The 21,217-nt window shown below is 70.4% G+C and carries 13 protein-coding genes; 11 read left to right on the top strand and 2 right to left on the bottom strand.

What is annotated here, in order from left to right:
* The first annotated feature begins 145 nt into the window (after positions 1 to 145).
* The 3 genes from AB3X10_RS06035 (at position 146) to AB3X10_RS06025 (ending at position 6,005) form a co-directional block, all read left to right on the top strand.
* The gene (locus AB3X10_RS06035) at positions 146 to 2,530 is read left to right on the top strand and encodes a TonB-dependent receptor plug domain-containing protein (RefSeq protein WP_369979929.1); all 2,385 of its coding nucleotides are present in this window, start codon (positions 146 to 148) and stop codon (positions 2,528 to 2,530) included.
* A 310-nt stretch (positions 2,531 to 2,840) separates the two neighbouring features.
* Positions 2,841 to 5,231 carry a TonB-dependent receptor plug domain-containing protein gene (locus AB3X10_RS06030; protein ID WP_369979928.1) on the top strand — a complete coding sequence of 797 codons (2,391 nt, stop codon included), beginning with the start codon at positions 2,841 to 2,843 and terminating at the stop codon, positions 5,229 to 5,231.
* Between the two features lie 339 nt (positions 5,232 to 5,570).
* Positions 5,571 to 6,005 (top strand): hypothetical protein, encoded by a 435-nt coding sequence (locus AB3X10_RS06025; protein ID WP_369979926.1) that lies wholly within the window; start codon positions 5,571 to 5,573, stop codon positions 6,003 to 6,005.
* Here AB3X10_RS06025 and AB3X10_RS06020 read toward each other — a convergent pair.
* Complete coding sequence (locus AB3X10_RS06020; protein ID WP_369979924.1) at positions 5,995 to 7,512, bottom strand: MASE1 domain-containing protein; 1,518 nt, start codon at positions 7,510 to 7,512, stop codon at positions 5,995 to 5,997. The two genes, AB3X10_RS06025 and AB3X10_RS06020, sit on opposite strands and share 11 nt — an antisense overlap.
* Before the next feature lie 621 nt (positions 7,513 to 8,133).
* Between AB3X10_RS06020 and ybaL the strand changes: the two genes are divergently transcribed.
* The 8 genes from ybaL (at position 8,134) to AB3X10_RS05980 (ending at position 20,292) form a co-directional block, all read left to right on the top strand.
* Positions 8,134 to 9,813: a YbaL family putative K(+) efflux transporter gene (ybaL, locus tag AB3X10_RS06015; protein ID WP_369979922.1), complete on the top strand. Its 1,680-nt coding sequence runs from the start codon at positions 8,134 to 8,136 to the stop codon at positions 9,811 to 9,813.
* 189 nt (positions 9,814 to 10,002) lie between these two features.
* Entirely contained in the window at positions 10,003 to 10,734 is a 732-nt protein-coding gene (locus AB3X10_RS06010; RefSeq protein ID WP_369979920.1) for an HpcH/HpaI aldolase family protein, read from the top strand.
* 97 nt (positions 10,735 to 10,831) lie between these two features.
* Positions 10,832 to 12,892: a TonB-dependent receptor family protein gene (locus tag AB3X10_RS06005; RefSeq protein ID WP_369981678.1), complete on the top strand. Its 2,061-nt coding sequence runs from the start codon at positions 10,832 to 10,834 to the stop codon at positions 12,890 to 12,892.
* 253 nt (positions 12,893 to 13,145) lie between these two features.
* A complete protein-coding gene (locus tag AB3X10_RS06000) occupies positions 13,146 to 14,372 on the top strand; it encodes an ATP-grasp domain-containing protein (protein ID WP_369979919.1) in 1,227 nt (408 codons plus the stop codon).
* On the top strand, positions 14,369 to 16,189 hold the full coding sequence (locus tag AB3X10_RS05995; RefSeq protein WP_369979917.1) for an IucA/IucC family protein: 1,821 nt from the start codon (positions 14,369 to 14,371) through the stop codon (positions 16,187 to 16,189). The genes AB3X10_RS06000 and AB3X10_RS05995 overlap by 4 nt, the downstream gene beginning before the upstream one ends.
* Entirely contained in the window at positions 16,186 to 17,358 is a 1,173-nt protein-coding gene (locus tag AB3X10_RS05990; protein WP_369979915.1) for an MFS transporter, read from the top strand. Before AB3X10_RS05995 ends, AB3X10_RS05990 begins: the two co-directional genes overlap by 4 nt.
* Complete coding sequence (locus AB3X10_RS05985) at positions 17,351 to 19,099, top strand: IucA/IucC family siderophore biosynthesis protein (protein WP_369981676.1); 1,749 nt, start codon at positions 17,351 to 17,353, stop codon at positions 19,097 to 19,099. Before AB3X10_RS05990 ends, AB3X10_RS05985 begins: the two co-directional genes overlap by 8 nt.
* Positions 19,096 to 20,292: a type III PLP-dependent enzyme gene (locus tag AB3X10_RS05980; protein ID WP_369979913.1), complete on the top strand. Its 1,197-nt coding sequence runs from the start codon at positions 19,096 to 19,098 to the stop codon at positions 20,290 to 20,292. Before AB3X10_RS05985 ends, AB3X10_RS05980 begins: the two co-directional genes overlap by 4 nt.
* On the opposite strand, the gene AB3X10_RS05975 is transcribed toward AB3X10_RS05980, so the two are convergent.
* A complete protein-coding gene (locus tag AB3X10_RS05975; protein ID WP_369979911.1) occupies positions 20,289 to 21,173 on the bottom strand; it encodes an AraC family transcriptional regulator in 885 nt (294 codons plus the stop codon). The two genes, AB3X10_RS05980 and AB3X10_RS05975, sit on opposite strands and share 4 nt — an antisense overlap.
* Positions 21,174 to 21,217 lie beyond the last annotated feature (44 nt).

Genomic DNA, 21,217 nt, shown 5'->3' with positions numbered 1-21,217 from the left:
GAACCGGAAAGCATAAGGACATGCTGAGGCATGCTGCGCTGCGGCGCGTTTGTTAAATAATAATAACGATCCCTGGGGCAGGCTCGCTGGCCGGCGTCGCGCAGCGACCGCCCCCTTTGCCGTTTTGGCATCTGCTGGAGTTTCCATGAACCGTCCGTTGTCCCTGTTGGCGAGCGCCGTGCTCGCCGCCCTCTCCGCCCCTCCGGTCCTGGCCCAGTCCACCACCGACACCCCGAACACGCTCGACACCGTCATCGTCACCGGCACCCGGGTCAGCGACCGTACCGTGGCCGAGTCGCAGTCGCCGATCGACATCATCAGCAGCGAAGCGCTGCAGTCCACCGGCACCTCCGAGCTGGCCACCGCGCTGTCGCGCGTGCTGCCCTCGCTGAACTTCCCGCGCCCGGCGCTGACCGACGGCACCAGCGGCATCCGCCCGGCGCAGTTGCGCGGGCTGTCGCCGGACCAGGTGCTGGTGCTGGTCAACGGCAAGCGCCGCCACACCTCCGCGCAGATCAACGTCAACGGCAGCATCGGCCGCGGCGCCTCCGCGGTGGACATCAACGCGATCCCGATCGCGGCGATCGAGCGCGTGGAAGTGCTGCGCGACGGCGCCTCGGCGCAGTACGGCTCCGACGCCATCGCCGGCGTCATCAACATCGTGCTCAAGGGCTCGAGCGAAGGCGGCAGCCTGGCCGTCGACCACGGCCAGTATTCGGCCGGCGACGGCGCCAAGTCGCAGCTCTCCGGCGATACCGGGATCGGCTTCGGCGACGGCCGCGGCAGCCTGCACGTGGCCGGGCAGATCAGCCAGCAGGACGAGACCAACCGCGCCGGCCCCTACCAGGGCACCGCGCCGAACACCGGCAACTATCCGGGCATCGGCGAGACCACCTTCGTCTACGGCGACCCGCAGGTCGACGCGACCGCGGTCTCGGCCAACGGCGAGTTCCGCTTCAGCGACCACGTCACCGGCTACGCCACCGCCATCGCCAGCAACCGCGACATCACCTCGTTCGCGTTCTACCGCTCGCGCAACCACAACGGGCAGAGCGCGCTGCTGGCGCAGACCTACCCCGACGGCTACGTGCCGGAGATCAACCAGTACTCCAAGGACCGCTCGCTGGTGGCCGGGCTCAAGGGCACCACCGAGGGCGGCTTCGGCTGGGACGTGAGCTACAACTACGGCTACAACAAGATCGACTTCAACACCCGCAACAGCATCAACTACAGCCTCGGCACCGACAGCCCGAGCAGCTTCTACGACGGCGCGCTGGAGTACACCCAGAACATCGTCAACGCCGACTTCACCCAGCCGCTGGAATGGGGCCTGGCGTACCCGGTGACGCTGTCCTTCGGCGCCGAGTACCGCCAGGAGAAGTGGAACCAGTCGCCGGGCGAACTGGCCTCCTACACCGGCACCACCGGCGGCGCGCAGGGCTTCGCCGGCTTCTCGCCGGCCAACGCGGTGCATTCGGACCGCCACAACTACGCGGTCTACGCCGGGCTGGAAGCCGACTTCACCGACAAGTTCTCCGCCGGCCTCACCGGCCGCTACGAGGACTACTCGGACTTCGGCAGCAAGAGCTCGGGCAAGCTGTCGGCGCGCTACGCGTTCACCGACAAGGTGGCGCTGCGCGGCACCGTGGCCAGCGGTTTCCGCGCGCCGTCGCTGGCGCAGCAGCAGTACCAGGCGGTGACCAGCAGCTACATCAACGGCAGCTTCTTCGAATCGGGCACCTTCCCGGTGGACAGCGCCGTGGCCCAGGCGCTGGGCGCCGCGCCGCTGAAGGCGGAGACCTCGCTGTCCTACAGCCTGGGCCTGGTGCTGCAGCCGGTCGAGCGCCTGTACGTGACCCTGGACGCGTACCAGATCAAGATCGACGACCGCATCCTGCTGTCCTCCAACCTCAACGACGCCGCGGTGCTGGCGCAGCTGCGCGGCCTGGGCTATTCCAACGTCACCAGCGTGCGCTACTTCAGCAACGCGGCCGACACCCGCACCCGCGGCGTGGACCTGGTCGGCACCTACACGATCCCGTTCGCGGCCAGTTCGCTGGACCTCACCGCCAGCTACGGCTACAGCAAGACCGAGATCACCCATGCGGTGCAGCAGCCGCAGGCGCTGGTGGACATCGGCTCGACCCAGACCACGCTGGGCCGCGACGAGATCGGCCGCCTGGAGGACAGCTTCCCGAAGGACAAGATCATCCTCAGCGGCACCTGGAAGCTGCAGCACTGGGACTTCAACCTGGCCGCCACGCGCTACGGCGATTTCACCGTGCGCAACTCGGCCAGCGCGGCCCGCGACCAGACCTACGACGCGAGCTGGGTGGTGGACGCCTCGGCCAGCTTCAAGCCCAGCGACAACTGGACCCTGACCCTGGGCGCGGACAACCTGCTCGACCAGTACCCGGACAAGACCGTCAACCTGGTCAATTCCACCTACGGCATGCTGCCGTACAGCAACTACTCGCCGTACGGCTTCAACGGCGCCTACGTGTACGGGCGGATCAACTACCGCTGGTGATCGGCACGATCGCGTCGCCCAGTGCGGCGCGATACGTGAACTGGACCACACCCGAAAGGCCCCGCAATGCGGGGCCTTTCGTTTTTGTCTACGAACGCGAAGAACGGCCGCATCGCCGCTGCCGCAAGTGACGCAGCGGTGGTTGCAAATGCAACCACGCGCACGGGTTTAACAGAACATTGACACACCCGACATATGCCGGTAACCCATGGCCGCAGCCGCAACATTCGCCATGCGCGCAACACCCGGGAGGGGGTGATGGCGAATGCGGCGGCGCCGACTCTTCCCCCGCCCTGGAGCCGTCCCGCCAATGACCCGCACGTTCAGCCCTCTCGCGACTGCCATCGCCCTTGCCCTTGTTGCCACCGCCGCTGCGCCCGCGTCCGCGCAAAGCACGTCCTCCAGCGCGCAGACGCTGGATACCGTGATCGTCACCGGCACCCGCGTGGCCGACCGCACCGTCGCCGAATCGGCGTCGCCGATCGACATCATCTCGCCGGAGATGCTGCAGTCCACCGGCACCACCGAACTGGCCACCGCGCTGTCGCGCGCGGTGCCGTCGCTGAACTTCCCGCGCCCGGCGATCACCGACGGCTCCGACGCGGTGCGCCCGGCGCAGCTGCGCGGCCTGTCGCCCGACCAGGTGCTGGTGCTGGTCAACGGCAAGCGCTACCACACCACCGCGCTGGTCAACCTCAACGGCGCGCAGGGCCGCGGCTCGTCGCCGGCCGACCTCAACACCATCCCGATCGCCGCGGTCGAGCGCATCGAGGTGCTGCGCGACGGCGCCTCGGCGCAATACGGCTCCGACGCCATCGCCGGGGTCATCAACATCGTGCTCAAGGGCAGCGGCGAAGGCGGCAGCATCGCCGCGCGCTACGGCAAGTACAGCGCCGGCGACGGCGAGCAGTACCAGTTGTCCGGCGACGCCGGGGTCAAGTTCGGCGAGAACGGCAGCGTGCATTTCGCCGCGCAGGCCGGCCACCAGGACCAGACCGACCGCGCCAAGCCGTACCAGGGCGAAGTGCAGCAGCGCTACGGCGACCCGGACATCGACCAGGGCGCGTTCTCCTACAACGGCCAGTACAGCCCGGCCGAATACCTGACCTTCTATTCCTACGGCATGCTCAGCCGCCGCGAGGTGCTGTCCAACGGCTACTTCCGCTGGTCCGGCGACAACCGCAACCGCCCGGAGATCTATCCCGACGGCTTCCTGCCGCAGATCTACAACGTCAGCAAGGACGTGTCCTGGGTCGGCGGCTTCAAGGCCAGCACCGAGGGCGGGCTGGGCATCGACATCAGCTACAACTACGGCCGCAACAACCTCAGCTTCGAGGTCAAGAACAGCCTCAACAACAGCCTCGGCACGACCAGCCCGACCGATTTCTATGCCGGCACCCTGGAAGTCACCCAGAACCTGCTCAATGCCGACTTCACCAAGTCGCTGGACGTCGGCCTGGCCTACCCGGTCACGCTGGCCTTCGGCGGCGAGTGGCGCGGCGAGAAGTTCAACGAGTCGCCGGGCGACGTGGCCTCCTACGTCAACGGCGGCGTGCCCTCGGCCAACGGCAGCCTGTTGCCGGGCGCGCAGGTGTTCGCCGGCTTCAAGCCCAGCGATTCGGGCCACTACGACCGCAACAGCTACTCGGCCTACGTCGACCTGGAAGGCGACATCACCGACAAGTTCTCCGCCGGCCTGGCCGGGCGCTACGAGAACTACAGCGATTTCGGCGATACCAGCACCGGCAAGCTGTCGCTGCGCTACGCGTTCACCGACAAGATCGCGCTGCGCGCCACCGCCTCCACCGGTTTCCGCGCGCCGTCGCTGCAGCAGCAGTATTTCCAGTCCATCGCCACCAACTTCATCAACGTCACCCAGCCCGACGGCAGCGTCACCGCCACGCCGTTCGAGATCGGCACCTTCCGCACCGACAATCCGGCCGCGGTCGCGCTCGGCGCCGAGCCGCTGAAGGCGGAGAAGTCGAAGAACTACGGCCTGGGCCTGGTGCTGCAGCCGGTCGATGCGCTGTACGTCACCGTCGACGCCTACCGCATCGACATCGACGACCGCATCGTGCTGTCGGAGAACCTGACCTCCACCGCGGTGCGCGACTACCTGCAGGCCAACGGCTATGCGGGCATCGGCGGCGGCCGCTACTTCACCAACGCGATCGACACCAAGACCCAGGGCGTGGACGCGGTCGGCACCTACAAGATCGCGCTGAGCAACAGCAACCTGGACCTGACCGCCGGCTACAACTACAACAAGACCGAGATCGAGAAGATCGCCGAGAACCCGGCGGTGCTGGAAGCGATCGACCCGACCGCGGTGCGCATCGGCCGCGCCGAGATCGGCCGCATCACCAAGGGCGCGCCGCGCGACAAGTTCTTCCTGAGCAGCGTGTGGGCGCCGGGCGACTGGGCGTTCACCGCCACCGCCACGCGCTGGGGCGAGTTCACCGACTTCGGCACCACCGCCGCGGCCGACCAGACCTACGCGGCGAAGTGGACGCTGGACCTGGCCGCCAGCTACAAGCTGGGCAACTGGGACTTCACCATCGGCGGCGACAACGTGCTCAACGAATATCCCGACCAGTCGCGCGCCGGCGCCGGCACCCGCACCTACCTGCCGTACAGCACCTCCTCGCCGTTCGGCTTCAACGGCGCATTCGCCTACGCCAACGTCAACTACAAATGGTGAGGCGCGCCTGCACCGCGTAGGCGCTGCGGCGCCCGGCGCCGAGCAAACGGAAGCCCCGGTTCGCCGGGGCTTTTCTGTTGCGCGCGCGGCGCGCAGGTGGCGATCGCGGGTGAATCTTCAGCCGTTGATTTTCGATTGATTCGAGCGCGCTAGCACAGCTCCGAAATCAAAGGAAGTCACTTCCGTAGACATCCATGCAATCCACAGACTTATCAATGATCTATGGTGGAACGCCATCTGTTTACCGCATATTTGTCAACAGCTGGCCGCTGCGACTCGCGTAAGGTGGAATCGCCTGAACGGCAGGCGCTAGACCCTTAGCAGGGGAAGGAAAAAGCTATGGAATGGAACATGTCGAAAATCGCGGCGCTCGCGTCGGGCGCCTTGCTGTGCTCGGCGCTCAGCATGAGTGCGCACGCGCAGAGCTGCTGCCCCACCGGCGGCGGCAGCCAGATCGCCAGGCAAGGGCTGGGCGAAAGCGCACCGGCCGCCACCGATCTGTCGGCCAACGCGACCGTGAGCATCTACCAGTTCGAGCGCAGCGGGGTGACCTATCTGCAGATCAACGACGCGAATGGGCAGGTGCGTGGCGCGATCGGTCGCATCGAGAACACCGCCTGGGTGACCCCGATGGGCAAGGACGTGGATCGGGTCAGCATCGTCGAGACGCTGGACTACAGCCGCGGCACCGTGGTCTACGATGCGCGCTACTTCACCGTGCAAAGAGCCAGCACCAACAGCGGCGACGCGTGGACCGTCACCATCAAGAAGTGAGGGGACGCCGCTCCACCGGTTCGGAGACGAGGAAGCTGATCTTCAGCTCATGGCGGCGCCGGCAGGTGCCGTCATGGGCTTTCAACCGGCTCGCCAGCTCCCACTCGATCTCGTCCAGGCGCTTGCCTGCTGCGCTCCTGGCGACCAGCAGCGCCGGATCGGCGGCGATCGTCACCACCAGGCCACGCCGGCCGCGCGCTTTCCACACGCGCGCCGTGATGCGATGGCGGCTGCCGCTGGGCAGCACCTCCATCGCGTTGAGCACGCAGCGGTACGCCGCCAGCTGCAGGCCGATCGACAGCTGCCGGGATTCGCCGCGCAGCCGCGTCTCCACCTCGGTGTCGCAGGCATTGGCGAAGGCGATCGAGTTCAGCGCGCCGTACAGGCCGTGGGTCTCGATGTCCAGCGGGTACAGCGCGGCGACGTAGTCGTCCAGCAGCTGCGCCTGGATCACCCCGGTACGGTTCATCTCCATGGCCGCTGCGTAGTGGCCGCGCTCCTTCAGCGAGGAGGCGATGTCGCGGCGCAGCTTGTTGAGATGGGTATGGATGTCGGTGTATTCGATCACCCGGTTGCGCAGCGTGCGCTCGGCGGACATGTAGCTGGCCTGCGCGACCTGCAGCGCCTGCTGCTCGGCATAGCCGAAGTGCCGCGCCTGGCGGAACGCGCTGGAAATCTTCACGCCGAGCACGAACAGCAGGGTCGCCGCGAACGCGACCAGCATCTGCACGTCGAACGTCTGCTGGTCGTAGGCGCCCGCATAGTTCGAGCGCGGCAGCGACATCGCGACCGCCAGGTTGGCCAGGACCACACCAACCGCCGAGCCGCGCCAGCCGTACGACAGCGTGAGCCAGGCGCCCGGCACCAGCAACATCAGCAGGACGAACTGGTGCAGCAAGCCCGGCGTGCGCATCGCCAGGGCGAAGATCCCGGCCACTGCCAGGACCGCGATCGCCGAGTCGCGCAGCAATTTCCTGGGCAAGAATTTGTCGGCCTTGCGATGCAGCCATAGCAAGGTCGGCAGGAAGAACATCAGGATGCCCAGGTAGCTACCGATCCAGTACCTGACGCTGGTTTCCAGGGTGATGAAGGCGGCAGGCCCGTCCAACATCGCGTTGACCGCTTTGTTGACCAGCAAACCCCACAGCGCCAAGGCCAAGGTGAGCAACGGCAACCAGCGCTGCACCACCGACGAACCGGGAAAGCGGCTGCGGAAAGCCCACGGCAGCAACGCGAACAGGGGCGCCACCACGAACGGGCTCAAGTAGGCCCACACCTCGCTGACCCCGTCGTGGTTGGCCATCGGCACGCGCATCGTCAGCAACGCGGCGGCATCGCCCAGCAACACATAGGGCCAGAGCCGGTACGGCAGGAACAGCAACGCCGCCGCGCGCACGCCGGCGGGCAGGAACCATTGGTCCATCGACCAGTGCCAGACGAACACGTAGAGCGCGCAATACGCCGCACTCAGGAGGATGCCGCCAGCGAATTTTTTCAGTGTAGCCATGCCACCTTGATCCTTGGCAGGACGCCTAATTGGCGCAAACATACATCACGGCGCGAACCCGCACAGTAGACAGTTTGCGGCGCGCAAGAAGGCGGCAACGCCTTGCGCGGCGCGGGTTTGCGGGGATCGCAGGGATGCTGGGACAGGCTTCTCATTCGGCATGGTCCTGGACCCGCCGCATTTTGACGGTTTCGCGTATCACGCACCCGTGAGAGTGGCGCCGATATTGGGCTGGCGGCGTGCCACACCATCTCTCCACGCCCGCGCGGCACCGCATGTCGGCGTTTTGTCGGGGTGGCGCGGCTTTACCGCAATCGGACGGCACCGCCGTCGCTCGGCGGAGTGCGCCAGCGCGGGGCGATGGGAACGCGACGCATGTCCTGCCGCAGCGCCTCCGTTTCGGGTCTGGCACCGCGTCGCCGTGCGGACCGCAGGCGCCCGTTGCGGCGCAGACAGCTGCCGCTTGGCGAGGCCATAGGCCGGCGGCCGCTATGCGACACGCACCGACGCGTCGACGCGCCGTCCGCGACACCTGCTATCCGATACCACGGCCGACGCGCCGGATTTGCCGATAAAAGCCGCATCGGCCACACTCCAGGCATTCTTGTTCTGCGAATCTGCATGCATCACGACACCAGTCTCATCGACATCATCGCGGTCGGGCTCGCCCTCGCCTTCGTCCTCGGCACCCTCGCCCATCGCGTCAAGCTCTCGCCGCTGGTCGGCTATCTGGTGGCCGGCATCTGCGTCGGCCCGTTCACGCCCGGCTTCGTCGCCGACCAGGCGCTGGCCAACCAGCTGTCGGAACTGGGGGTGATGCTGCTGATGTTCGGCGTAGGCCTGCATTTCTCGCTCGAAGACCTGATGGAAGTGAAGTGGATCGCGATCCCCGGCGCACTGGCGCAGATCGCGGTGGCCACCCTGCTCGGCTGGGGCCTGGCCTGGAGCATGGGCTGGCCGACCCTGCACGGGCTGGTGTTCGGCCTGGCGCTGTCGGTGGCCAGCACCGTGGTGCTGCTGCGCGCGATGGAGGAACGGCGGCTGCTGGAAACGCTGCGCGGGCGCATCGCGGTGGGCTGGCTGATCGTCGAGGACCTGGTGATGGTGCTGGCGCTGGTGCTGCTGCCGGCGCTGGCCGACGCGCTCGGCGGGAAGGGCGCCGACACCGGTTCGATCCTCGGCGCGCTGGGCATCACCCTGCTGAAGATGGCCGCGTTCGTGGTGGTGATGCTGGTGGTCGGGCGCCGCGCGATCCCGTGGGCGCTGGAGAAGGTCGCCGCGACCGGCTCGCGCGAGCTGTTCACCCTGTCGGTGCTGGCGATCGCGCTGGGCGTGGCGTTCGGCTCGGCCACCCTGTTCGGGGTGTCGTTCGCGCTGGGCGCGTTCTTCGCCGGCATGCTGCTGAAGGAATCGGAGCTCAGCCACAAGGCCGCCAGCGATTCGCTGCCGTTGCGCGACGCGTTCGCGGTGCTGTTCTTCGTCTCGGTCGGCATGCTGTTCGACCCGCACATCCTGCTCGAGCATCCGTGGCAGGTGCTGGCCACGTTCCTGACCATCACCGTGGGCAAGTCGCTGGCCGCGTTCGTGATCGTGCGCGCGTTCGGCCACCCCACCGGCATCGCCCTGACCATCTCCACCAGCCTGGCGCAGATCGGCGAGTTCTCCTTCATCCTGGCCGGGCTCGGGGTGAGCCTGGCGATCCTGCCCGAGACCGGGCGCGACCTGATCCTGGCCGGCGCGCTGCTGTCGATCATCGCCAACCCGCTGCTGTTCACCTGGCTGGACCGCTGGCAGGCCAGGCAGGCGGTGGAGGCGCCGGTGACGGTGGAGGCGGAACTGCCGCCGGGGCCGTCGCTTGACCTGGTCGACCACGCCATCGTGATCGGCTACGGCCGGGTCGGCAGCACCCTGGCCGCGGTGCTGCGCGAGCGCGGGGTGCCGGTGCTGGTGATCGACGACAACCGCGAGCACGTGGAGCGCGCGCACGCCGACGGCATTCCCGGCATCCGCGGCAGCGCCGCCGCCGACCGGGTGCTGGCCGAGGCGCATCCGGAAAAGGCCAAGATCGCGATCCTGGCGATCCCGCAGCCGCTGGAGGCCGGCGAGGCCCTGGCCAAGCTGCGCGCGCTGAATCCCGGACTGACCCTGCTGGCCCGCGCGCACAGCGATGCCGAGGTCAAGCACCTGCTCGAGCACGGCGCCGACGGCACGGTGATGGCCGAACGCGAGCTGGCCTATTCGCTGGCCGAGATGGTGATGGCGACGCCGCCGTACCGCGCCATGCGCATCGCGCCGGGCTGAAGCGGACTCCGCGACCATTCTCGGAAGGGCCTGCACGGCAGGCCCGGGGCGCTGCACGCCCGCATAGGTGCCGCCGCGCACAAAAAGCGTCTACACGAATGCAGCGGCCGCCGCCGAAACCTACTTGATAATCATTATCGTTAGGGCCAGGATTGCAGCCCCTACCCCAGCCACGCTCGCCCCTCCCCCATGGCTTGCAAGATCGGGTTGCTCAATTCGGTACCCAGCCCGTTGCTGTGCGAGATGTTCGGCCATCTCGGCTACGACTTCGCGGTGCTCGACCTGGAGCACGTGCTGCGCTCGCCGGCCGAACTGGAACACGCGATCCGCGCCTGCGAGCTCGGCGGCTGCGAAGCCTGGGTACGCGTGCCCGAGGTCGATGCCAAGCTGATCGGCCGGGTGCTCGACGCCGGCGCGCGCGGCGTGGTGCTGGCCGGACTGGAAAGCGCCGAGCAGGCCGAACGCGCGGTCGCCGCCGCGCATTTCCCGCCGCGCGGCCGGCGCGGCATCAGCGGCGGCCGCGTCACCGGCTTCGGCAGCGTCGCCCTGGCCGACTACATCGAGCGCACCCGGCACACCTTGCGCGTGGTGCCGATGATCGAAAGCGCGGCCGGCGTGCGGGCGCTGCCGCAGATCCTGCAGGTGCCGGGCGTGTCGCTGGTGATGGAAGGCGCGCTCGACCTGGCGCTGGATCTGGGCGTCGGCCCGCAGCCGACCCATCCGCAGGTGTGGGCGCAGTTGCTGGCCATCGCCGCGGCCTGCGCCGACGCCGGCATCCCGTTCTGTCCCAATCCGCGCGACGCGGCGCAACGCCGGCATTGGCTGGCGCAGGCGGACCTGCAGTGGCTGTTCGCCGGCGAAGACCGCGCGCTGCTGCAATCCGCGCTGCGCCAGCACGCCGCCGAGCTGCGCGCGCATTGATCCTTCGTTCCCCGGAGTCTTCGCCTTGACCGTTTCGCTTCCCCCTTCGTTGCTGGCCCTCGCCGTCGGCGTCGCCCTGCTCGCCCCGTCCGCGGCCATCGCCCAGCAGGCGCAGGACCCGCAGGACCCGCAGGACGCGGCGGCGCGGATCCGCCAGCTCGACACCGTGCAGGTGCAGGGCAGCCTGCTCGGCCGCTCCACCGTGCAGGACGTGCAGCATTACGCTGGCAGCCGCCAGGTGATCGACAGCGCGCAGTTGCGCAACGGCGCCAACCGCTCGCTGGACGACGCGCTGCAGCGCGTGCCGGGGATCAAGGTGTTCGACGAGACCGGCACCGGCGCGCTGCCGCAGATCATGCTGCGCGGCCTGTACGAGAGCCGCAGCGGCCGCGTGCAGGTGCTCGAGGACGGCATTCCGCTGGCGCTGGCGCCGTACGGGCAGACCAGCCTGTCGCTGTTCCCGGTCGGCCTGAACCAAGTCGACCGCATCGACATCGTGCGCGGCGGCGCGGCGGTGCAGTACGGCCCCAACAACGTCGGCGGCGTGATCAACCTGATCAGCCCGGACATCCCCACGGCCTGGACCACCACCCTGGGGCAGAAGGTCACCGCCGGTGGCGCGGGGCACTACCTGGGCGACACCGCGATCAGCACCGGCGGCTACGCCAGCGATACGTTCGGCCTGCAACTGGACGCGAACTGGACCAAGGGCGAGTACTGGCGCGAGCACAGCGACACCGACATCAAGAACCTGCGCCTGCGCGCCGAATGGTGGCTGGCGCCGGACAAGCTGCTCAAGGCCAGCGTGCAGCGCTACGTGGCCGACATGGACATGGCCGGCGCCCTGTCGACCGCCGACTATCTGCGCGACACGCGCCAGTCGACGCGGCCGCTCGACGCATTCACCGGCCGCACCACGCGCGCGTCGCTGGTCTACCAGCAGGAGTTCGGCGACCTCGGCCCGCTGCAGGACCTGCGCCTGGACTGGAGCAACTTCAGCGCGCGCAGCAGCCGCAACTTCGTCGTCGGCATGCGCTCGGCGTCCAGCGAGACCTGGCGCCCCGACCTGCCGCCGCAGTTGCGGCAGAGCGCCCCGCGCGACTTCAAGGTCTACGGCAGCGAACCGCGGCTGAGCTGGAAGATGGGCTCCGGTGCGGTAAGCCAGCAATGGACCGTCGGCGCGCGCGCGATCAACGAAGACATCGACTTCCTGGTCGGCAACACCCGCCTGAGCGACGGGGTGTACACCCTGGTGCGCGACTGGCGCTTCAAGGACCGCGGCGCCGCCGCCTACGTCAGCGATGCGATCGGGCTGGCCGGCGACCGCGTCACCATCACCCCCGGACTGCGCTACGAACGGGTGGATTCGCGCTATTACAACCTCGCCAGCGGCGCCAGCACGCGCAACAAGACCAGCGACGTGCTGCCCGGCCTGACCCTGGGTTTCCAGGCCACGCCGCAGTGGTACCTGTACGCCGACGGGCAGCGCTCGCTGCGCGCGCCGCAGGTCACGCAGATCATCTACGGCGACAACCTCGACGCCGAGCTGGCCTGGAACTACGAGGCCGGCGCGCGCTACCAGCCCAACGAACGCACCCGCGTGCAGTTCGGCGGCTACCTGATCGACTTCGACCAGCAGATCCAGCTCGACAACACCACCCGCACCTACCGCAACCTCGGCAAGACCCGTCACCAGGGCGGCGAGGTGGAACTGCAGTGGAGCCCGGCGCAGCTGCGTGCACTGACCTTCAACGCCGGTTACGCCTACCTGGACGCGCGCCAGGAATCGGGCGTCTACGACGGCAAGCGGGTGCCTTACACCTCGCGCAACCAGTTCAGCCTCGGCGCCGCCTACCAGCCCGGTCACACCACGGTCGCAGTGTCGGGCTATTACTTCAGCCGCGCCTTCAGCGATGCGGCCAATACCGTGCAGGAAAACGCGATCGGCTCGGTCGGCGAACTGCCGGCGTACTGGGTCTGGAACGCGCAGCTGAGCCAGGTGCTGAGCGAGCGCGACAGCGGCAAGCTCAGCGCGTCGCTGGCGGTGAACAACCTGTTCGATCGCAACTACTGGTACCGCGGCATCGACACCAGTCCCTGGGGCCGGCAGCCGGCCCCGGGCCGCAGCGTCACCGTCGGCCTGGAATACCGCTTCTGATCGCCGCTGCCGCCGGACGACGGCGCTAGCGTTTGCAGCACCGCGCGCCACCCGGCGCGCCGCCGCCCGCGGGAGACGCGGGCCTTTACGGCGAACGCGGCCGCGTTCGCCGCGCACCCAGCGCGCGCCCGATGCGTGCGCCAGGCAACTCCTGGATCCGCCGCAGCCGCGGCTTGCTCTCCCGTGTCCGCCCGATCGCGGCCGCGCGCGGCGTCGCGCGCGTCCGTCCCCGTCTTCCGAACGAGAACCGATCATGACCCCGCATGACGCTCCCCTGCTGATCCTGAGCCACGTCTGCCATCCGGCGGTGACCGATGGCTTCGTCCCCGCCGCGCAGCGCCTGGGCGTGCCGGTGCTGCTGCTGACCGACCACGGCCACGCGCACCTGGCGCACTTCCGCCGGCATCCGCCGGCGGTGCCGGTGCAGGTGCTGGAGTGCGACGTGTTCAATCCGCTCGGCGTGCTCGACCTGCTCAGCACCGCGCAAGTACAGCCGCGCGCGGTGTTCAGCAACAGCGACCATCTGCAGACCAGCGCCGCGCTGGTCGCCGCCGCATTGGGACTGCCGGGCAAGGACTGGCAGGTCTGCTATGCGGCCAAGAACAAGGCCGCGATGCGCCAGCGGCTGCGCGCGCGCGGCCTGCCGGCGCCGTGGTTCTGCAGCCTGGCGCCGGGCGCGCCGCTGCCGGCGCAGGCGCCATGGCCACTGATCGCCAAGCCGCGCGAAGGCGTGGCCAGCCTGGACGTGCGCCATTGCGCCGACGCCGCCGCGCTGCAGGCCTATCTCGAAGACTTCTGGCAACGCCATCCGCAGCGCAGCGTGTTGCTGGAGAGCGTGCTGCAAGGCCCCTTGTTCACCCTGGAAACGCTCGGCGACGGGCAGCGCCTGCAGGCGCTGGGCGGCTTCGACGTGCGCCTGTCGCCGCCGCCGCATTTCGTCGAATGCGAGGCCAGCTGGCGCGGCGATCCCGACACCCCGGCGCTGCGCCAGGCGCTGGCGCAGCTGCAGGCGTTCGGCATCGGCTTCGGCGCCTGCCACAGCGAATTCATCCTCACCGCGGACGGACCGGTGCTGGTGGAGATCAACTACCGCAGCATCGGCGACGGCCGCGAATTCCTGCTCGACCGCATGTTCGGCGGACGCTGGTTCGACAGCGTGCTCGGCCTGCACCTGGGGCAGCCGTTGCCGACGCTGCGCGCGCAGCGCGAACACGCGCTGGTGCGCTACTACGTCGCCGATGCCGAAGGCACCCTGGCCACGGCCAGCGACGACCAGGCCTGCACCGGCACGCACTGGGAGGCGCGCTACCGGCGCCTGCGGCAACCCGGCGACAGCATCCGCCTCAGCCACTCCAACAAGGACTACCTGGGCGCGCTGGACGTGCTCGCCGACGCCGCGCCCGACCTGCAACGCGCGCTGGCCGCGGCCGAGGCGCCGTTGCACTGGCGGATCGAGGCCGGCGCGGGAGTGCGGCCATGACCCTGGACGACCGCCGCTACATCGACCTGCGCATCATCGACGCCTGCCTGCGCGAAGACCTGCGCGGCATCGTCAGCCGCGGCGCCGCGGCCACGCCGCCGCCGGCGCTGCTCGCGGCCTGGCCGGCGCCGCTGCCCAGCGCGATCTGGTGGCGCATCGCGCACCTGCCCGACGGCGAGCTGTGGCTGCCGCTGCAACGCCGCGGCTACCTGCAGGAACTCAGCGCCTGCAGCGACGGCTGGCTGCTGCGCGATGGCGAACGCATCGCCTTCGAATCCGGCGCCGACACCTGGCTGGCACGGATGAGCGCGGGGTTGGACGCGGACACGCAGCATCTGCACCGCGCCTATGCCGACGAAGCGGACTGCGCGGTGCGCCAGCGTGGGCTGGCGCGGCAGGCCTACGCGCAACAGCGCCCGCTGCTGGCCGCCGCGCTGGACGCGGCCGATGCGCACGAACGCGCCTACCGCTGCGAACAGCTGGCCAGCCATCGCGACCATCCGTTCTACCCGACCGCGCGCGCCAAGGCCGGGCTGGACGACGCGCAGCTGCCGCACTACGCGCCCGAGTTCGCGCCACGCTTCGCGCTGCGCTGGCTGGCGCTGCCGGCGACCGAGGCCACGCAGACCACGCCGCCGCCGGCATTCTGGCCGCGCCCGAGCATGCTCGGGCTGGCGCCGGCGCTGGACGCCAGCCACGTCGCCTGGCCGCTGCACCCGCTGACCTTCACGCGCCTGGGCGAAGACGGCTTCGCGCTGCCCGACGGCGCGATCGCCGCGCCGCAGCCATGGCTGCAGGTGCGTCCGTCGCTGTCGGTGCGCACGGTGATCCCGCTGGAGCATCCCGACCACCACCTCAAGCTGCCGCTGCCGATGCGCACCCTGGGCGCGCTCAACCTGCGCCTGATCAAGCCGTCCACGCTGTACGACGGGCACTGGTTCGAACGCGTGCTGCGCGCCATCGCCAGCGACGATCCGGCCTTGGCCACGCGCTACCTGCACGTGGACGAATCCCACGCCGGCCAGGTCGGCGAGGCGCGCCACCTGGCCTATCTGTTGCGCCGCTATCCGCCGTTGCCGGAGGCGACGCTGGTGCCGGTGGCCGGCCTGTGCGCGGCGATGCCGGACGGCCGCGCGCTGGCGCTGCACCTGGCCGAGCGCTTCCACGGCGGCGACCTGCACGCATGGTGGGACGCCTACCTCGGGTTGATGTGCCAGGTGCACCTGCGGCTGTGGCTGCGCTACGGCATCGCGCTGGAGGCCAACCAGCAGAACAGCGTGCTGATCTACGCCCCCGGCCGCGCGCCGCGGCTGCTGCTGAAGGACAACGACGCGGCGCGGGTGAAGCTGTCGCGGCTGTATGCGCAGCGGCCGCAGCTGGCGCAACTGGGGCCGCCGCGCGACGCGCGCATCGCGGTGGACGACGAGGCCGCGCTGGCGCGGATGTTCTGCACCATCATCCTGCAGCTCGACCTGCAGGCGGTGCTGGAAGGCCTGGCCGCAACGCAGCCCGCACTGCGCGCGCCGCTGTACGCGCGCCTGCGCGCGCGCCTGCACGGCACCTTGCGCGAGCTGCAAGCCGAAGGCATCGACACCGCGCCGGCGCAGGCGCTGCTGGCGGCGCCGCGGCTGCCGGTGAAGTACCTGCTCAGTGCCGGCAGCCTGCTCGGCAAGCAGATCACCGGCGCCGCCGACATCAACAAGTTCTACGGCGACAGCGCGCCCAATCTGCTGCGCGAGGACTTTGCCGCGACGGCGTCGCCGCTTGCCCCGTTGCCAGCGCAGGCCGCGGTACTGGCGCACGGAGCATCGCGATGAGGCGGATCCTCGGCCCGGTGCTGGCCGCGCACTACCTGGCCGCGTTCACCGCGCTGGGCATGCCGCTGTTCCTGCCGCGCGTGCTGGAGCAGCTGGCGCCGGGCGCGGCGATCGGCTGGAGCGGCGTGCTGTACGTGCTGCCGACGCTGTGCACCGCGCTCACCGCCAGCGCCTGGGGCCGGCTGGCCGACCGCTACGGGCGCAAGCGCTCGCTGCTGCGCGCGCAGCTCGGCCTGGCGCTGGGCTTCGCGATGGCCGGCTTCGCCCCGGACCTGGGCTGGCTGGTGGCCGGACTGGTCGTGCAGGGCGCCTGCGGCGGCTCGCTGGCGGCGACCAACGCCTATCTGACCACGCAGGCGCGCACCGGGCCGCTGGCGCGCGCGCTGGACTGGACCCAGTTCTCGGCGCGGCTGGCGATGGTCACCGCGCCGGCGCTGCTCGGCCTGGCCAGCACCTTGGGTCCGGCGCAATCGCTGTACCGCTACCTGGCGCTGCTGCCGCTGCTCGCCTTCGCGCTGAGTTGGCGGCTGCCGGCCGACCCGCCGCGGCCACGCCATGCCGCCGCGGCGGCGCATGCCGACGCGCACGACGACGCCAGCCGGCGCCGGCAGCGCTGGGCGCTGTGGAGCACGCAGTTCCTGTTCTGCTTCGCGATGGTGGTGACCTTCCCGTATTTCCTGCCGTACGCGCAGGCGCAGGGCATCGGCAGCGCCGCCGCCGCGGGCCTGCTGTACAGCCTGCCGCACCTGGTCTACCTGGTGCTGCTGCCGTGCTGGCGCGGCAGCGAGCAGCGCGCCTCGCCGCTGCCGGCCGGGCTGGCGCTGTTCGCGCTGGCCTGCCTGCTGCAGGCCACGCTGCACGCGCCGGGCTGGCTGATCGGCGCGCGCCTGCTGTTCGGCGTGGGCATGTGGATGGCGCTGCGCGGGCTCAACCGCAGCCTCGCCGGCGTGGCCGGCACGCACGCCGCCGGGCAGCTGTTCGGCCGCTTCGACGCGTTCGGCAAATACGCTGGCGTGGCCGGCGGCGCGCTCGCCGGCGCCCTGGTGCAAGGCCACGGCCTGGCCGTGCCGTTCCTCGCCGCGACCGCCGCGGCCCTGCTGGCGCTGGCGCCGGCCCTCTCGCTCACTTCCGTCCGGAGAACCGCGCATGTCCCAGCTCGCGATGCATGAACCGCTGCACGACCCGTGGTACGACAGCCTGGCGCAGGCGCAGGCGATCACCTGCTGGCTCAACTGTTACCTGCGCGAAGTGGCGATCGGCCGCGGCCAGGCCGAGTTCGACTACCGCGGCCTGGACCGTCCCGGCATCGCCACGGCCGGCGAGCGCTGGCTGCGCCTGCGCCTGCCCTCGGGCGCCATGCTGTGCATCCGCCTGGCCCAGGCCGACACGCTGGGCCGCTGCCGTTTCGACTCGGCACCCTACCTCAAGGCCAACGGACAGCCGTGGCACTGCCTGGACGCGGCCGCGCTGGTGCGCCTGCTGTTGCAGGAACTGGCCGACGGCGAGGCGTTCAATGCCGAGTTGCTGGCGCAGAGCGACAACAGCATCGCGGTGACCGCACAGCTGCTGCGCTGCGCCGAGGCCGCCGCGCCCAGCGGCGAGGCGATGATCGATGCCGAACAATCGATGCTGTGGGGGCACGCGCTGCACCCGACGCCGAAGAGCCGCGAAGGCGTGCCGCTGGCGCAGGTGCTGGCCTGCGCGCCGGAAGCGCGCAGCCAGTTTCCGCTGTTCTGGTTCCGCATCGACCCGCGCCTGTACCGCGCACAGGGCCTGGACGTGCGCGCCACGCTGGCGCAGGCCGGCGCCGGGCCGGACCTGTATCCGTGCCACCCGTGGGAAGCCGAGCGCGTGCTGGCGCATCCGCTGTTGCGCCAGGCGCAGGCGCACGGCTGGATCGAACCGCTGGGCGAACGCGGCCTGGCGCTGCGCCCGACCTCCTCGGTGCGCACGCTCCACCACGCCGAGCTGGACTATTTCCTCAAGCTGTCGGTGCATGTGCGCCTGACCAACTGCGTGCGCAAGAACGCCTGGTACGAACTGGAAAGCGCGGTCGCGCTGACCCGCCTGCTGGCGCCGGCCTGGCGCGAACTGGCGCAGCGCGTGCCGGGCTTCCAGGTGTTGCTGGAGCCGGCCGCCACCGATCTGGATTTCTCCGCGCTGGGCGGCGACGCGCAGGCCTGCCGCGAACTCGGCGAAAGCTTCGGCATGCTCTACCGGCAGGCGATCCCGGCACCGCAACGGCTACGCTTCCAGCCGCAGGTGGCCGGCGCGCTGTTCACCCTCGATGCGCGCGGCGATGCCGCCTGCGCGGCGCCGCTGCGGGCGCTGGCGGGCCGCTACGGCAGCCTGGATGCGGCCACCGCGTCCTGGTTCCATGCCTACGCGCGGCTGCTGCTGGACGGCGTGTGGAGCGCCTGGTTCGACTACGGCATCGTGCTCGAGCCGCACCTGCAGAACACCGTGATCGGCTGCGTGGACGGCCTGCCGGCGCGGGTCTGGATCCGCGACCTGGAAGGCACCAAGCTGCTGCCGGCACGCTGGCCGGCCGCGCGCCTGCACGGCATGTCGGAGACCGCGCGGCAGTCGCTGTACTACAGCGCCGAACAGGGCTGGAACCGGATCGCCTACTGCGCCCTGGTCAACAACCTGGCCGAGGCGATCTTCCACTTGGCCGACGGCCACGACCGCCGCGAACGGCAACTGTGGCGGATCGTCGGCGAGATCGCCCAGGCCTGGCAGCGGCGCCACGGCGCGCAGCCGGCGCTGCAGGCGCTGCTCGACGGCGCGCCGCTGCCGGCCAAGAACAACCTGCGCCTGCGCCTGCTGCAGCGCGCCGACCGCCATGCCGACTACACCCTGCTGCCCAACCCGATCGCGCCGCCGGCGCAGCGGCAGGCCGCGGCATGAGCCTGCACATCGATCCGGCGCCGCTGGCGGCGGCGCTGGCGCAATTGCGCGAACGCGGCGACGCGCCGGTGTGCGCCTACGTCTACGACCTGGCGGCGCTGCGCCGCCATGCCGCGGCGATGCGCGCGCAGCTGCCCGCGGACTGCGAGCTCTACTACGCGGCCAAGGCCAATGCCGAGCCGCCGCTGTTGCGCACGCTGGCGCCGTGGGTGGACGGCTTCGAGGCGGCGTCCGGCGGCGAGCTGCAGTGGCTGCGCGAACACCAGCCGGGACGGCCGCTGCTGTTCGGCGGCCCCGGCAAGCTCGACAGCGAACTGCAGCTGGCCGTCTCGATCGCCGAGTGCACGCTGCACGTGGAGAGCCTGGGCGAACTGCAGCGGCTGGCGCGCATCGCCGCGCTCGGCGGGCGCCGCGTGCCGCTGTTCCTGCGCATGAACATCGCCGTGCCGGGCATGCAGGACACGCGCCTGATGATGGGCGGGCGGCCGTCGCCGTTCGGGCTGGACGCGCTCGACCTGGACGCGGCCCTGCAGTCGCTGCGCGAGGCCCCGGCGCTGCAGCTGGCCGGCTTCCACTTCCATCTGCTGTCGCACCAGTGCGACGCGCAGGCGCAGCTGCATCTGCTCGGCGGCTACCTGCAGGCCGTCCAGGGCTGGCGCCAGGCCCATGCGCTGGGGCCGCTGACGGTGAACGCCGGCGGCGGCTTCGGCGTGAACTACGCCGATGCGGCCGCCTCGTTCGACTGGGCGACGTTCTGCGCCGGCCTGCCGGCGCTGCTGCGCGCGCATGGCGACGGCCTGCGCCTGCGCCTGGAGCCGGGCCGCTACGTCAGCGCGAACTGCGGCTGGTACCTGATGGAGGTGCTCGACATCAAGCGCAGCCATGGCGAATGGTTCGCCATCGGCCGCGGCGGCACCCACCACTTCCGCACCCCGGCCGCGCAAGGCCACGACCATCCGTTCCTGGTGCTGCGCGGCACGCAGCCGCCGCTGCTGCGCGATGCGCGCGTCACCCTGGTCGGCCAGCTGTGCACGCCCAAGGACGTGCTGGCGCGGGCGCAGCCGGTGGCGGCGCTGGCGCCGGGCGACTGCCTGGCGTTCCCGCTCGCCGGCGCCTATGCCTGGAACATCTCGCACCAGCGGTTCCTGATGCACCCGCCACCGCAGATGCTGTTCGTGGAGGACACCAACTAGGCGCGCTGCACCGGCACGCAGACGTCGGCGCGCAGTTCGGCGTCGGCCACCGTGTCCGGATCGTCCAGGTACAGGTAATGCAGCGGCGCATCGCGCAGCGCGTAGCCGCTGCCCGGCAGCCACTCGCCCAGCACCCGGTCCAGCGCGTCCTCCAGCTGCGCATAGCTGCCGACCTGGCGCAGCACCGCGTAGGCGCCGCCGCCCAGCGTGCGCAGCGCGAACGGCGGCGGCGGCGTCACCACCGCATCGAAACCCATCGCGCACTCGAATACATGCTCGCGCGCGGGCACGTCGCGGTGGTCGCTGAGCGGAATGCCGACCAGGGCCTGCAACCGCTCGGCCACGCCGGCGCGCTGCGCCCAGGCGAACAGGCGGCCGAAGCCGGCATCCAGCGCGTCGAAGGCGCCGCGCCGGCGCAGCACCACCACCTCGAACGGCGCCAGGGTCTGCACCGCCACCTGCAACGGCGCCGGCGGCGCGTCCGCGGCCTGCCGCGGCGGCTGCGCCAGCGCCTGCGAGCGCGCGGCCAGCGCCGCCGGATCGGCGCGCAACTGGCTGGGGCTGGCGCCGAGCGCATGGCGGAAACTGCGGGCCAGCGCCTGCGGCGTCTCGTAGCCCACGGCCAGCGCGATCTCGGTGATCGATGCGCTGCCGGCGAGCAGCTGCAAGGCGTACAGCAGGCGCAGCCGGGTCACGGTGCGGCCCACGGTCTCGCCGGTCATGGCCCGGTACACGCGGTGGAAATGGAACGGCGACTGGTGCGCCACCGCGGCCAGCTCGGCCAGGTCGGGCAAGGCCGCGCGCGCCTGCAGCCGCTGCTGCAGGTGCGCGAGCGCACGTTCGATGCCGCGCTGCCGGGAAGACACAGGTGCTGGACTCATCGCCGCTCTCCGCAAGGTCGGCGCAGTGTGCCGCGCCCACCGCG

The sequence above is a fragment of the Xanthomonas sp. DAR 80977 genome, from assembly GCF_041240605.1.
GTDB classification, from domain to species: Bacteria; Pseudomonadota; Gammaproteobacteria; order Xanthomonadales; family Xanthomonadaceae; genus Xanthomonas_A; species Xanthomonas_A bundabergensis.
This window is presented reverse-complemented; position numbering and strand designations above follow the sequence as displayed.